General features: G+C 68.8%; 13 protein-coding genes. 4 read left to right on the top strand and 9 right to left on the bottom strand.

Annotated elements, in window-relative coordinates; genetic code table 11:
* Window positions 1–63: 63 nt before the first annotated feature.
* The 4 genes from ACFWRV_RS26275 to ACFWRV_RS26260 are packed head-to-tail and all read right to left on the bottom strand — an operon-like array spanning window position 64 to window position 4244.
* The gene (locus ACFWRV_RS26275) at window positions 64–1713 is read right to left on the bottom strand and encodes a cytochrome bc complex cytochrome b subunit (protein ID WP_384338202.1); all 1650 of its coding nucleotides are present in this window, start codon (window positions 1711–1713) and stop codon (window positions 64–66) included.
* Window positions 1710–2762 carry a Rieske 2Fe-2S domain-containing protein gene (locus tag ACFWRV_RS26270; RefSeq protein WP_384338201.1) on the bottom strand — a complete coding sequence of 351 codons (1053 nt, stop codon included), beginning with the start codon at window positions 2760–2762 and terminating at the stop codon, window positions 1710–1712. Before ACFWRV_RS26270 ends, ACFWRV_RS26275 begins: the two co-directional genes overlap by 4 nt.
* Window positions 2759–3568, bottom strand: a complete 810-nt coding sequence (locus ACFWRV_RS26265; RefSeq protein ID WP_384338200.1) for a c-type cytochrome — start codon at window positions 3566–3568, stop codon at window positions 2759–2761. Before ACFWRV_RS26265 ends, ACFWRV_RS26270 begins: the two co-directional genes overlap by 4 nt.
* 55 nt (window positions 3569–3623) lie before the next feature.
* Window positions 3624–4244: a heme-copper oxidase subunit III gene (locus tag ACFWRV_RS26260; protein WP_003969635.1), complete on the bottom strand. Its 621-nt coding sequence runs from the start codon at window positions 4242–4244 to the stop codon at window positions 3624–3626.
* Between the two features lie 199 nt (window positions 4245–4443).
* Between ACFWRV_RS26260 and ACFWRV_RS26255 the strand changes: the two genes are divergently transcribed.
* Window positions 4444–4845: a hypothetical protein gene (locus ACFWRV_RS26255; protein ID WP_384338199.1), complete on the top strand. Its 402-nt coding sequence runs from the start codon at window positions 4444–4446 to the stop codon at window positions 4843–4845.
* A gap of 52 nt (window positions 4846–4897) precedes the next feature.
* Here the strand turns inward: ACFWRV_RS26255 and ACFWRV_RS26250 are convergent, their stop codons facing one another.
* The 4 genes from ACFWRV_RS26250 to coxB form a co-directional block, all read right to left on the bottom strand.
* Entirely contained in the window at window positions 4898–6151 is a 1254-nt protein-coding gene (locus ACFWRV_RS26250; RefSeq protein ID WP_384338198.1) for an Ig-like domain-containing protein, read from the bottom strand.
* A gap of 141 nt (window positions 6152–6292) precedes the next feature.
* On the bottom strand, window positions 6293–6691 hold the full coding sequence (locus ACFWRV_RS26245) for a cytochrome c oxidase subunit 4 (protein WP_384338197.1): 399 nt from the start codon (window positions 6689–6691) through the stop codon (window positions 6293–6295).
* On the bottom strand, window positions 6688–8424 hold the full coding sequence (ctaD, locus tag ACFWRV_RS26240) for a cytochrome c oxidase subunit I (protein WP_384338196.1): 1737 nt from the start codon (window positions 8422–8424) through the stop codon (window positions 6688–6690). The genes ACFWRV_RS26245 and ctaD overlap by 4 nt, the downstream gene beginning before the upstream one ends.
* Window positions 8421–9389, bottom strand: coding sequence for a cytochrome c oxidase subunit II (coxB, locus tag ACFWRV_RS26235; protein WP_384338195.1), 969 nt, complete (start codon window positions 9387–9389; stop codon window positions 8421–8423). The genes ctaD and coxB overlap by 4 nt, the downstream gene beginning before the upstream one ends.
* A gap of 273 nt (window positions 9390–9662) precedes the next feature.
* On the opposite strand from coxB, the gene ACFWRV_RS26230 reads away from it, so the two are divergent.
* Window positions 9663–11045: a cysteine desulfurase/sulfurtransferase TusA family protein gene (locus tag ACFWRV_RS26230; protein WP_384338194.1), complete on the top strand. Its 1383-nt coding sequence runs from the start codon at window positions 9663–9665 to the stop codon at window positions 11043–11045.
* Here ACFWRV_RS26230 and ACFWRV_RS26225 read toward each other — a convergent pair whose 3' ends face one another.
* Window positions 11046–12020, bottom strand: coding sequence for a carbohydrate kinase family protein (locus ACFWRV_RS26225; protein ID WP_384338193.1), 975 nt, complete (start codon window positions 12018–12020; stop codon window positions 11046–11048).
* Between the two features lie 156 nt (window positions 12021–12176).
* Between ACFWRV_RS26225 and ACFWRV_RS26220 the strand changes: the two genes are divergently transcribed.
* Both ACFWRV_RS26220 and ACFWRV_RS26215 read left to right on the top strand, forming a co-directional pair.
* A complete protein-coding gene (locus ACFWRV_RS26220; protein WP_384338192.1) occupies window positions 12177–12374 on the top strand; it encodes a hypothetical protein in 198 nt (65 codons plus the stop codon).
* Between the two features lie 198 nt (window positions 12375–12572).
* Window positions 12573–14033: a hypothetical protein gene (locus ACFWRV_RS26215; RefSeq protein ID WP_384338191.1), complete on the top strand. Its 1461-nt coding sequence runs from the start codon at window positions 12573–12575 to the stop codon at window positions 14031–14033.
* Window positions 14034–14133 lie beyond the last annotated feature (100 nt).

The following is a 14133-nucleotide window of genomic DNA, read 5'->3' as shown; positions in this document are numbered from 1 at the left end:
GACCGCGAAGAGCCCCGTCCATCGAATGGACGGGGCTCTCACGGTGGCGATCAGGTCAGGGGATCAGTGGTGGCCGTGGCCCTCGCTGATCTCCTTGTACTCCTCGGGGGTGGCCTTGGGGATCTGGTTCCCCTCGCCGAAGTACCCCTTGCTGAGCTTGGCGCGCAGCTTCTGCACCGGGGAGATCTTGCGCTTGACGCCGTTCTCGTCGACCGCGGGGCCGAGTTCGAGCGGCTTGTACTGCTCGTGCGCCGTGAGCGTGTGCAGCTGCCCGGGGCTGAGCGGCTCGTGGATCTCGACGAACTCACCGTGCGGCAGGCGCTTGATGATGCCGGACTCGCGTCCGTGCAGCACCTTCTCCCGGTCGCGGCGCTGGAGGCCGAGGCAGATCCGCTTGGTGACGATGAACGCGATGACCGGTCCGACGAAGAAGAAGATCCGGACGAACCAGGAGATGGAGTTCAGCGACAAGTGGAAGTGCGTGGCCCACAGGTCGTTTCCACCGCCGACGAGGCCGATGAAGTAGGCCGTGACCCAGGCGACGCCGAGGCCCGTACGGGTCGGGGCGTTGCGCGGGCGGTCCAGGATGTGGTGCTCGCGCTTGTCCCCGGTGACCCAGGACTCGATGAACGGGTACACCGCGGGCAGGGTGAGGATCAGGCCGAAGAGGACCAGCGGGATGAACACGCCCAGCGCGAGCGTGTGGCCCCACAGGTTGATCTCCCAGCCCGGCATCACCCGGACCAGCCCCTCGGCGAAGCCCATGTACCAGTCGGGCTGGGCGCCGGTGGACACCTGATCGACGCGGTACGGACCGAGCGCCCAGATCGGGTTGATCGTGGCGATGGCCGAGATGACCGCGATGACGCCGAAGACGAGGAAGAAGAACCCTCCGGCCTTCGCCATGTACACGGGCAGCAGCGGCATGCCGACGACGTTCTTGTTGGTCCGGCCGGGACCCGCGAACTGCGTGTGCTTGTGGTAGAAGACCAGGATCAGGTGGGCCACGAGCAGGCCGAGCATGATGCCCGGCAGCAGCAGGATGTGGATCGAGTAGAACCGGGCCACGAAGTCGTGGCCGGGGAACTCGCCGCCGAACAGGAACATCGAGATGTACGTGCCGACGATCGGCACGGACAGGATCGCGCCCTGGGTGAAGCGGACACCCGTACCGGAGAGCAGGTCGTCCGGGAGGGAGTAGCCGGTGAAGCCGGTGAACATGCCCAGCACGAACAGCAGGAAGCCGAAGAGCCAGTTGATCTCACGCGGCTTGCGGAAGGCGCCCGTGAAGAAGACACGGCACATGTGCACGAACATGCCGGCCAGGAAGATCAGCGCGGCCCAGTGGTGGATCTGCCGCACGAGCAGACCACCGCGGACCTCGAAGCTGATCTTCAGGGTCGAGGCGTAGGCCTCGGACATCCGGATGCCCTGCATGGGCTCGTACGGACCGTGGTAGACGATCTCGCCCATGCTCGGCTGGAAGAACAGCGTCAGATACACACCCGTGAGGATGATGATGATGAAGCTGTAGAGGCAGACCTCACCGAGCATGAAGGACCAGTGGTCCGGGAAGATCTTGCGCATGTTGGCCTTGGCGAGGCCGTAGATGCCCAGCCGGCCGTCCGCCCAGTCGGCCACCCGCTCGCCGGCCGGAGCCTTGCGCCCGCTCGCCGGTTCGGCGGCGGAGGGGTTTTTCGTCGCAGTACTCATCCGCGCTCCCAGAAGGCAGCACCGACGGGCTCGTCGAAGTCGCCGAGCGCCTCGAGGTTGCCCTCGCTGTTGACACCGATCCGCAGCTGCGGAAGGGGGTGGCCGGCCGGACCGAAGATGACGCGAGCGCCGTCGGAGAGGTCGAAGGTGGACTGGTGGCACGGGCAGAGCACGTGATGCGTCTGCTGCTCGTACAGGCTGATCGGGCAGCCGACGTGGGTGCAGATCTTGGAGAACGCGACGATGCCCTCGTGGGCCCAGTCACGCTGGCGCTTGTCCTTGATGTCGTCCGGCTCGATGCGGATGATCATCAGGGCGGCCTTGCCCATCTGCGTCTGGAAGTCGTGCGCCTCCGGGTCGAGCCCCTCGGGCATGGCGAAGGCCAGCGACCCGACGGTGATCTGCTCGGGGCGCAGCGGCTTCATCGTGTTCATGTTGATGAGCTGCTTGCCCTCGGCCCACAGAGTGGTCCGGAGCTTCTTCTCCGGCAGCGGACCGAGGTCGCGCAGCAGGACCACGCCGGAGAGCGGCACCAGGGCCAGCGCACCGAACATGGTGGTGCGGATCAGCTTGCGGCGGCCGATCGCGGACTCCTCGGCGCCGGCCGCGAAGTCGGCCATGACCTGGGCCTTGACCTCGGGCGCCGCCTCGATCGGGTGACGCTCGGCGGCGACCTCGACGTCGGACATCAGGGTGCGCGCCCAGTGGACGGCTCCCGCGCCGATGAAGAAGAGCGCGGCGCCCAGGGTGAGACCCAGGGAGAAGTTGAGCGCGCTCACATGGCCGAAGGGCCAGATGTAGACGATCTTGTCCACCGGGAAGATGACGTAGGAGGCGATGAAGCCCACCGTCGCCAGCATCGAGAGGGTGAACATCAGCGCGACGGCCCGCTCGGAGCGGTTCGCGGCGCGTTCGTCGAGGTCCTGGATGCGCGGCTGGTGGGCCGGCAGCCCCGGGTCGGCGAACGGGTCGTCCGTACCCTCGACCGCGCCGTGCGCGGTCTCCTGCACCACAGGCAGGCTGTCTTCTGGAATCTGTTGGCTACTCATGACTTCTTGGCCTTAGCGGTGTGGGCCGCGACCCAAACGGCGACTGCGACGAGCGCGCCGAGTCCGAAGATCCAGGCGAACAGACCTTCGCTGACCGGACCGAGACCGCCGAGGGCCAGACCGCCGGGGTTCTCCGTCTCGTCACCGTTCACGGACTCGATGTACGCGATGATGTCCTTCTTCTCCTGCTCCGGCATCGTCGTGTCGGGGAAGGAGGGCATGCTCTGCGGGCCGGTCTGCATGGCCTCGTAGATGTGCTTCGGGCTCACGCCTTCGAGGTCGGGCGCGTACTTGCCCTCGGTCAGGGCTCCGCCCTTACCGGTGAAGTTGTGGCACTGGGCGCAGTTGGTGCGGAACAGTTCGCCACCGTTGGCGACGTCCGCGCCCGCCGGGTCGACCTGCTTGTCGGTCGGCGTGACCGGACCGGCGCCGAGCGACGAGATGTACGCCGCGAGCTGGTCGATCTCCGCCTGGGTGTAGATGACCTTCTTCTTCGGTACCTGGGCGCCCGGCTGCTGCGCCGGCATACGGCCCGTACCGACCTGGAAGTCGACGGCGGCGGAGCCCACGCCCACGAGGGACGGCCCGTCGGTGGTGCCCTGACCGCCGGTTCCGTGGCAGCTGGCGCAGCCTACGGCGTAGAGCTTCTTGCCCTCTTCGATGGCGAGGGACTGGGCGGTTTCATCGGCCTGCGCCTTGCCCGCAGGCGCGAACGCGGCGTACAGCCCCCCGGTGGCCGCCAGCGCGAGGAGTAGTACGACGACCGCCGCCAGCGGATGGCGTCGTCGTGCGGAGAGCTTTTTCACGGATTACCCCGGTGTCAGGATCTTCTGCGTCGATGGTGGGCGGGTGCGAGCCCGGTTACTTGATCATGTAGATCGTTGCGAACAGGCCGATCCATACGACATCGACGAAGTGCCAGTAGTAGGACACGACGATGGCGGCGGTGGCCTGATCGTGGGTGAACCTCTTGGCCGCGTACGTTCTGCCGAGGACCAGCAGGAAGGCGATGAGACCGCCTGTCACGTGCAGACCGTGGAAGCCGGTGGTCAGGTAGAACACCGAGCCGTAGGGGTCGGACGAGAGGGAGAGCCCCGCGTCCTTGACCAGCTCGGTGTACTCCAGGACCTGGCCGCCGATGAAGATCGCACCCATCACGAACGTGATGATGAACCAGGTGCGGAGCTTCTTCACATCGCCCCGCTCGGCGGCGAAGACGCCGAGCTGGCAGGTGAGTGAGGAGAGCACCAGGATCGTGGTGTTCGTCGCCGAGAACGGGAAGTTCAGATGGTCGGACATCTCCTTCCAGTAATCGGGTCCCATCACCGATCGCAGGGTGAAGTACATCGCGAAGAGGGCCGCGAAGAACATCAGCTCGGAACTCAACCAGATGATGGTTCCGACGCTGGTGAGGTTCGGCCGATTGACCGACGGGTGCGCGTGCCCGGTTTCTACTGTCGTTGCTGTCGCCACGACCGACATTATGTCGGTCGCTTATCCCGCCCTCACCCCGGGGGGTGCCGTTCGGTGTGTCCGTACCGTCTGCAGGGGTCCTGCCCTGCGCCGAACGGCCCATCGAATCGTCGTCATTACCGGTGCTGACGGCCGGTCGGGCGGAGTACGATCCGCGCATCGGTTCATGCCCCGAGAGCCCCGACGACGCCGATGTCACGGAGGAACAATGCAGGCGACCGCCACGGTCCTGGTCTACAGCGACGACGCCAACATCCGCGAGCAGGTGAGGCTGGCAGCCGGTCGCAGGCCTGCCGCGGACGTCCCACCGGTGGAGTTCCTGGAGTGCGCGACGCTTCCGGCCGTGCTGGCGGCGCTGGACGGCGGCGGGATCGACGTCTGTGTGCTGGACGGGGAGACGGCTCCCGTCGGCGGCATGGGCGTCTGCCGCCAGATCAAGGACGAGATCTTCCACTGCCCGCCGGTGCTCCTGCTGATCGGCCGCCCGCAGGACGCGTGGCTGGCCACCTGGAGCCGCGCGGAGTCCGCTGTGACGCTCCCGGTGGACCCGGTGGAGTTCCCCGACGCGCTGGCGGCGCTGTTGCGCCGCCGGCTCGCCGTGGAGGCCTGAGGGGCTCCTGTGCCCCGCTGAGGGACGTTCCCGCGTCGCGGGGCACTCCCGGTCAGACGTGAGGACGCAGCCGGGCGGCCTGGAGCGTCTGCGGGCTGTCCGGCGCCCCTTCGTGCAGGGCGCTGCCCTGCTGCCACTTCTCCCAGGAGAGGTTCCAGTCGCCGAACCCGTTGCCGAACGGGTCCATGTCCTCGCCCTCGCTGCCGATGACCTTGACGATGTCCCCCTCGCGCACGGTGTCGAAGAACCATTCGGCGTTGCTGGTGCTCATGCCGGTGCAGCCGTGGCTGACGTTGGCGTTGCCCTGGGAGCCGGTGGACCAGGGGGCGGCGTGGACGTACTCGCCGCTCCAGGTCACCCGGGTGGCCCAGTAGACCGGCAGGTCGTACGACTCCGAGGAGCCGGCGGCGATGCCGATGCTCTCGCCGCGCATGCGGACGAACTGCTCCTTGGCGAGCACCACCTTGACCCCGTTGCGGGTCGAGAAGCCGGGCTTGCCGGTGGTGACCGGAAGGGTGTTGATCACTTCTCCGTTGCGGAGCACCGTCATGGAGTGGTCCGAGGCGTCGGTGACGGCCTCGATCCGGTCTCCGGTGGCGAGCTTGAGGGGCTTGGCCTCGGCTCCGTAGAGCGCGTTGGTGACCTTGATGCCCGCCAGGTTGGAGCGCACCTCGATGGTCGCGTTCGCGGGCCAGTACTCCTTCGGGCGGAAGTGCAGCTTCTTGTCGTCGACCCAGTACCAGGAGCCGGTGACCGCCGGGGTGGAGCGGACCTTCAGGGCGCGCTCGACGGTGGCCCTGGCCGCCTTGTCGGTGATCGGAGCGCTGAGTTCCGCCGTGATGGGCTGTCCGACGCCGTAGGTGCCCGCCTCCGGGCCGAAGGCGACCTTCAGCAGCTTCTTGGGCGAGGAGGTGTCGAAGGAGAGCGTACGGACGCCTGGGGCGCCGTCGCTGTTCTCGGTGGCGACCCTGACGGTGTATCCGGTGCCGGCCGCGAGCGGGGCGGTGGAGCGCCAGCGCTTCCCGTCGGCGGAGAGCTCTCCCGCGAGGTGGCGGCCGCCGGTGTCCACGGCGCTGACGTCGGTGATGCGCCCGTCGTCACCCTTGACGGTGACTTCCAGGGGCTTGTCGGGGTCGGCCTTCTCCTTCTTGGACGGGCCGTTGAAGGAGACCTGGTCGCCCGCGTCGTAAGGCTTCGTGGAGAGCGGGTGGCCGTCGGGCGAGCCACAGGCGGTCGCACCCGCTGCGAGGGTCACGACCAGGAGGGTGCAGCTCACTACGGTGCGCATGCGCGGCGTGTGGTTCATGCGGTCCACGCTAGGAAGGTTCATCCGTTCCAGCGCGTTCAATGACTGCAAACGAGCGAAAGGCCCGCGTCGCTGTGGGCGACGCGGGCCTTTCGTGGTGTACCGCGTGTCACCGCCTGGGCGGTGGCACGGGGTGCCGTCTCACTGGGTGCGGTTCTCGCCCCGGTAGTACTCGAAGACCCAGCCGAAGAGGCCGATCAGGAGCAGGGGGGCGGAGAAGTAGAGCAGCCACCAGCCGAAGACGACGCCCAGGAAGGCGAAGGCTCCGCCGACCGCCAGGGAGAGCGGCTGCCAGCTGTGCGGGGAGAAGAACCCCAGCTCGCCGGCCTCGTCGGCGACGTCCGCCTCCTTGTTGTCCTGGGCCATCGCGTCGACCCGGTTGGCCGTGAAGGCCAGGTAGAAGCCGATCATGATGGACAGCCCGAAGGCCAGGAAGAGGGCCGTGGTGCCGACCGGCTCCTTGGACCACACGCCGTACACGACGGCCATGGCGAGGATGAAGACGCTCAGCCAGATGAACATCTGTCCCTGGATCTTCACTTGCCTGCCTCCTTGCCGCCGGCGAGGGCCTTGTCCGACTCGGAGTCATGGCCGAGCTGCTCCAGCGCCGTGATCTCCGGGTGGTGCAGGTCGAACGCCGGGGATTCGGAACGGATCCGCGGCAGGGTGAGGAAGTTGTGCCGCGGCGGCGGGCAGGAGGTCGCCCACTCCAGCGAACGGCCGTAGCCCCACGGGTCGTCGACCTCGATCTTCTTGCCGTACTTCGCGGTCTTCCAGACGTTGTAGAAGAACGGGAGCATCGACAGGCCGAGCAGGAACGAGGAGATCGTCGAGATCGTGTTCAGCGCGGTGAAGCCGTCGGCGTCGAGATAGTCCGCGTAACGACGCGGCATGCCCTCGGCACCGAGCCAGTGCTGCACCAGGAACGTGCCGTGGAAGCCCACGAACAGCGTCCAGAACGTGATCTTGCCGAGCCGCTCGTCCAGCATCTTGCCGGTGAACTTCGGCCACCAGAAGTGGAATCCGGAGAACATCGCGAAGACCACGGTGCCGAAGATGACGTAGTGGAAGTGCGCGACGACGAAGTACGAGTCGGAGACGTGGAAGTCCATCGGGGGCGAGGCGAGGATGACGCCGGTCAGACCACCGAAGGTGAAGGTGATCAGGAAGCCGACGGCCCAGAGCATCGGTGTCTCGAAGGACAACGACCCCTTCCACATCGTGCCGATCCAGTTGAAGAACTTCACACCCGTTGGCACGGCGATGAGGAACGTCATGAAGGAGAAGAACGGCAGCAGCACACCGCCCGTGACGTACATGTGGTGCGCCCACACCGTCACGGAGAGGCCGGCGATGGCGATCGTCGCGGAGATCAGACCGATGTAGCCGAACATCGGCTTGCGGCTGAATACCGGGATGACCTCGGAAATGATTCCGAAGAACGGTAGGGCGATGATGTACACCTCTGGATGGCCGAAGAACCAGAAGAGGTGTTGCCAGAGCAATGCGCCGCCGTTGGCCGCGTCGAAGATATGCGCGCCGAATTTACGGTCGGCCTCCAGCGCGAAGAGCGCGGCTGCCAGGACCGGGAAGGCCAGCAGGACCAGGACACCGGTCAGCAGGACGTTCCAGGTGAAGATCGGCATGCGGAACATCGTCATGCCGGGTGCGCGCATGCAGATGATCGTGGTGATGAAGTTGACCGAGCCGAGGATCGTGCCGAAGCCGGAGAAGGCCAGACCCATGATCCACATGTCGGCGCCGACGCCCGGCGAACGGACCGCGTCCGAGAGCGGGGAGTAGGCGAACCAGCCGAAGTCGGCCGCACCCTGCGGGGTGAGGAAGCCGGCCACCGCGATGAGCGAGCCGAAGAGGTACAGCCAGTACGCGAACATGTTCAGCCGCGGGAACGCCACGTCGGGCGCGCCGATCTGCAGCGGCATGATCCAGTTCGCGAATCCGGCGAACAGCGGCGTCGCGAACATCAGCAGCATGATCGTGCCGTGCATCGTGAACGCCTGGTTGAACTGCTCGTTCGACATGATCTGCGTACCCGGACGGGCCAGCTCGGCGCGCATGAAGAGCGCCATGAGTCCGCCGATGCAGAAGAACACGAACGACGTGACCAGGTAGAGCGTACCGATCGTCTTGTGGTCGGTGGTGGTCAGCCACGTCACGACGATGTTTCCCGGCTGCTTGCGCCGCACGGGCAGCTCGTCCTCGTACGAGTCGTCTGCCGGAGCGGCACCCTGAGGTTCGTTGAGGATGCTCACAGTTGGTTCTTCTCCGCATTCCTGGCCGGGTCCGTCTGCGCGATGCCTGCCGGCACGTAGCCCGTCTGACCCTTCTCAGCAAGCTCCTTGAGGTGCTGCTGGTAACGCTCCGGGGAGACGACCTTGACGTTGAAGAGCATCCGGGAGTGGTCGGCGCCACAGAGCTCGGCGCACTTGCCCATGAAGGTGCCCTCCCGGTTGGGAGTGACCTCGAACGCGTTGGTGTGGCCCGGGATGACGTCCTGCTTCATGAGGAACGGCACCACCCAGAAGGAGTGGATGACGTCCCGCGAAGTCAGGATGAAGCGGACCTTCTCGCCCTTCGGCAGCCACAGGGTCGGACCCGGGTTGCCGTTCTGCGGGTTGCGGGTTCCGGGGATGCCCACGTCGTAGACGCCGCCGGCGCCTTCGGGGAAGTCATCGCGGAACCGGTTGGGGATGGCGTCGAGCTCCTTGGGGACCTCGGGGCCCGCCGCGGGCTGGCCATCCACCTTCTCGATGTAGTTGAAGCCCCAGCTCCACTGGAAGCCGACCACGTTGACGGTGTGGGCGGGCTTGTCGGAGAGCTCGAGGAGCTTCGACTCGTCTCGCGCGGTGAAGTAGAAGAGCACCGAGACGATGATGAGGGGAACCACTGTGTACAACGCCTCGATGGGCATGTTGTACCTGGTCTGCGGAGGTACCTCCACCTTGGTCCGGCTACGCCGGTGGAAGAAGACGCTCCAGAGGATCAGCCCCCAGACAAGGACACCCGTGACGAGCGCTGCCGCCCACGAGCCTTGCCAGAGGGAGAGGATCCGAGGGGCCTCTTCCGTAACCGGAGTGGGCATTCCCAGGCGGGGAAAATCCTCCCAGTTGTATGAACAACCGGAGGCCGTCGCCAGGACCAGGCCCGCAGTCAGCACCTGCGGCAGCTTCCGCCGCATCGGGCGCCGCGACGAGCGGTCGGAGCCGTTGGGACTCACGTAGCGCCTTCCCGAGAGTCTCGCCCGCACGGTCGGCGCGCCCGTATGTCTCTGGTCGGTCGCCGGCCCTGACGCGGGCAGGGGTTTGGATGTTTATGCGGACCAAACCCTACTGGACGCTATTTGGGGTCGCGCGGGGAGGGTGCCCAACGCGCCGCCCGACACCCCCTTGGGGTGGAATGCGCGCCTCCGACCCTCATCTGACGCCCCCTCGCCCGCCCGCCGGGAGCGGCCCCCGGCGAGGTGGGGCCGGGTGCGGGCTAGCGTGGCGGGGTGCCCTACTTCGATGCCGCCTCCGCCGCCCCCCTGCACCCCGTCGCACGCCAGGCGCTGCTTGCCGCGCTCGACGAGGGCTGGGCCGATCCCGCCCGGCTGTACCGGGAGGGGCGGCGGGCCAGGCTGCTCCTGGACGCGGCCCGGGAGGCCGCCGCGGAGGCCGTCGGATGCCGCGCCGACGAGCTGGTCTTCACCTCGTCGGGGACGACGGCGGTGCACGCGGGAATTGCCGGGGCTCTTTCGGGGCGTCGGCGTGTCGGCCGCCATCTGGCCCTCTCGGCGGTCGAACACTCGTCGGTACTCCATTCGGCGGCGGCCCACGAGGCGGTGGGCGGCTCGTTCACCGAGGTCCCGGTGGACCGCTTCGGGGCGGTGGATCCGGCGGCGTACGGCGCGGCGCTGCGGGCGGACACCGCGCTGGCCTGCCTCCAGTCGGCCAACCACGAGGTGGGCACCGAGCAGCCGGTGGCCGAGGTGGCCGCGCGCTGCGCGGAGGCCGGGGTGCCGCTGCTGGTGGACGCGGCCCAGTCGCTCGGCTGGGGGCCGGTCCCGGCGGGCTGGTCGCTGCTGACGGCGAGCGCGCACAAGTGGGGCGGGCCGGCCGGGGTCGGGCTGCTCGCGGTCCGCAAGGGGACGCGCTTCTCACCCCAAGGCCCCTCCGGGGAGCGGGAGTCGGGGCGGGCACCGGGGTTCGAGAACCTGCCGGCGATCGTGGCGGCGGCGGCTTCGCTGCGTGCGGTACGGGACGAGGCACAGGCGGAGGCGGCGCGGCTGCGGGCCCTGGTCGACCGGATCCGGACCGTGGTGCCCGAGCGGGTCCCCGATGTCGAGGTGGTGGGCGATCCGGAGCGGCGACTGCCGCATCTGGTCACCTTCTCCTGTCTCTATGTCGACGGGGAGACCCTGCTGCATGAGCTGGACCGGAGGGAATTCTCCGTATCGTCCGGTTCGTCCTGCACGAGCAGCACCCTGATGCCGAGCCATGTGCTCAAGGCGATGGGCGTGCTCTCGGAGGGGAACGTACGGGTGTCGCTGCCGCCGGGCACGGCCGGGGTGGACGTGGACCGCTTCCTGGAGATCCTGCCCGGGGTGGTCGCCGAGGTGCGCGAGCGGCTCGGCGCCCCGGTCTCCGCACCTCGCTCCACCGAGCCCGTCACGTCCCTGGTGGTGGACGCGCTGGGCCGCCGCTGCCCGATCCCGGTGATCGAACTCGCAAAGGTGATCGGGGAGGTAGCGGTGGGCGCCACGCTGACGGTGCTCGCCGACGACGAGGCGGCGCGCCTGGACATCCCGGCCTGGTGCGAGATGCGGGGTCAGGAGTACGTGGGCGAGGAGCCGGCGGACCGCGGTTCTGCCTATGTGGTCCGCCGGCTCGCCTGATCAGGCCAGGTGCTGCTGGACCTCGGCGGCGGCCTCGTGGCCGTACGCCTTGGTGAAGCGGTCGATGAAGGTGGTGCGGCGCAGGGTGTACTCCTGGGTGCCGACCGTCTCGATGACCAGGGTGGCGAGCATGCAGCCGACCTGGGCGGCGCGCTCCAGGCTGACGCCCCAGGCGAGACCGGAGAGGAACCCGGCCCGGAAGGCGTCGCCGACGCCGGTGGGGTCGGCCTTGGTGTCCTCCTCGGGGCAGCCGACCTCGATGACCGGCTCGCCGACCCGCTCGATCCGGACACCGCGGGCGCCGAGGGTGGTGACACGGTGGCCGACCTTGGCGAGGATCTGCTCGTCGCTCCAGCCGGTCTTGGACTCGATGAGCCCCTTCTCGTACTCGTTGGAGAAGAGGTAGGTGGCGCCGTCGAGGAGGATGCGGATCTCGTCGCCGTCCATCCGCGCGATCTGCTGCGAGAAGTCCGCGGCGAACGGGATGTTCCGGGAGCGGCACTCCTCGGTATGGCGGAGCATCGCCTCGGGGTCGTCGGCTCCGATGGAGACGAGGTCCAGGCCGCCGACACGGTCGGCGACGTTCTTCAGCTCGATGAGGCGGGCCTCGCTCATCGCGCCCGTGTAGAAGGAGCCGATCTGGTTGTGGTCGGCGTCGGTGGTGCAGACGAAGCGGGCGGTGTGCAGGACCTCGGAGATGCGGACCGAACCGGTCTCGACGCCGTGCCGGTCGAGCCAGGCGCGGTACTCGTCGAAGTCGGATCCCGCGGCGCCCACGAGGATCGGCTCGGTGCCGAGCAGCCCCATCCCGAAGCAGATGTTGGCGGCGACACCGCCCCGGCGCACATCGAGGTTGTCGACCAGGAAGGAGAGGGAGACCGTGTGCAGCTGATCCGCGACCAGCTGGTCGGCGAAGCGGCCGGGGAAGGTCATGAGGTGGTCAGTGGCGATCGAGCCGGTGACTGCAATACGCACGGGGAGACTGCTCCTGCGGAAGGCGAAGGGCCGTGAGTGCGCCCTCCGGGACGACGTGACAGTTCACGCTACCGGGTGGGCCGACCACCAGGAAAAGGGAAAACTACCCGATAGTAGGGCTTTCTACCTGAGCGCGACCGTGGTTACGGTGCGGATATGTCGAAGCACACCGCATTGCCCGAGTCGGAATTGAGCCTGGCCGCACTGCGCGGTGACTGCGCGCGGATGGCGCCCCACTGGACGGCGCCGGTGAAGAGCGCCCCGGCCCCGGTGCAGCCGTCCCTGATCAGCGGGGTGAGGGTCCCGCCCTCGTCGGCGCGGCTGATCGACGCGATGTCCGAGTACGGCGACTGAGGAGGGGCCGGGCCCGGCTGGACGGCGCCAGGTTTCGGCCTTTCTCGTGCCCGCCGCGGCCGGAACCGCACGGCGTCCGGACCCGGGCCGCGCCCGGCCGGTGGAACCGCACGCTCCTCTGCTCCGTCCCACCGGTGTCCCCGCCCCGGGGACACGCGGCGGACACCGCGACGGCAACGCAGTCGAAGGAGCGATCCGGTGAGCACCGAGCGACCCGACAACGACGTGACCGGCACCCGGCGGCGGCGTCCGCCGCTCGCGGTGGCCTCGGTGGCCGCGGCCGTGCTCCTGGCCGGCGGCGGCGGGGCGTACTGGGCCTCGACCGCCTCGGACGGCGGCAGGGCGGAGAGCGGTGCGGCGGCGAAGGGCGAGGCCCCGCCGCTCGCCCTGGACGCCGCCGCGGCCGACACGGGCTCCAGGTCCTCGGCCTCGGACTCCCCTCCCCCGGGCATCGCCCCCGGCGAACCGGATCCGGGCGGGCCGCCCGTGGTCTACCGGGCCGCGGGCGATCTCCCCGACGGCCCGGACGAGGCGGCGGTCCACGAGGCCAGGGGCACGGTCGCGTCGGCCGAGGTCGCCCGGCTGGCGAAGGCGCTGGGCATCCCGGGCTCACCGCGCGCCGAGGGCACGTCCTGGGTGGTCGGCGACGACGACGGCCCCGGCGCCCTCCTGAAGGTGACGAAGCAGGCCCCGGGCACCTGGACGTTCGCCCGCACCACCCCGCCCAAGCCCTGCGAGCCGGGGAAGATGTGCGCGAACGGGCCCACGGAGCCGGGCGACGGGGCCTCGGAGCCGGGCGGCGATCCGGTGAGCGAGAAGGCGGCGAAGGCGGCCGCGGCCCCGGTGCTCAAGGCGGCCGGACAGGACGACGCGGCGCTCGACGCGGGCCAGCTGATGGGCGGCGTCCGCGTGGTGAACGCCGATCCGGAGATCGACGGACTCCCGACGTACGGCTGGTCGACCGGTGTCCAGGTGGGCCCGGACGGCAAGGTGACCGGCGGCAGCGGACATCTGAAGGCGCTGGAGAAGGGCGCCGTCTACCCCGCGGTCGGCGCGGACGAGGCGCTGAAGCAGCTGAACGCGGTGAACCGGGGGAAGGGCGACGGGGGCCGGGACATCGGCGGCTGCGCCACTCCCGTACCGCTGGAGGGTGAACAGAAGGCCCCCTCCGAGCCGCAGTGCGTGCCGTCGAACGGCAAGCGGGCGCCGGTGACGCAGACGGTCGAGGACGCGGTGTTCGGTCTCGCGCTGAACTACGTGGACGGCCGGCAGACGCTGGTGCCGTCCTGGCTCTTCACGGTCCGCCAGGCGCCGGGCGGCCCGGAGAACACGGTCTCGCAGGTCGCGGTGGACCCGGAGTTCATCGAGAAGCCGGATGCACCGGCGACGCCGTCCGGGGACCGGAAGGTGACCTCGTACGGGGCGGACGGGCGGACCCTTGAGGTGACCTTCTGGGGCGGCGTGTGCAGTACGTACACGGCGACCGCGAAGGAGAGTGCGGGCCAGGTGCGGATCTCGGTCACGGAGAAGCCGCAGGAGGACAAGAAGGCCTGCATCATGATCGCCAAGGAGCTGACCCGGACGGTGACGCTGGAGAAGCCGCTGGCCGATCGCACGGTGATCGACGCGGCCTCGGGCGGCGCGGTGCCGCGCGGCTGACGCGGACGCGCACACGGACGGAGGCGGGGCCGCGGGGGGTGCCCCGGGGCGCCCCCGGCTTCACGCGTTCCGCGGCCACCGGGTGGTGTATACAAGAGGC

The sequence above is a fragment of the Streptomyces sp. NPDC058576 genome, from assembly GCF_042718715.1.
GTDB lineage: Bacteria > Actinomycetota > Actinomycetes > Streptomycetales > Streptomycetaceae > Streptomyces.
This window is presented reverse-complemented; position numbering and strand designations above follow the sequence as displayed.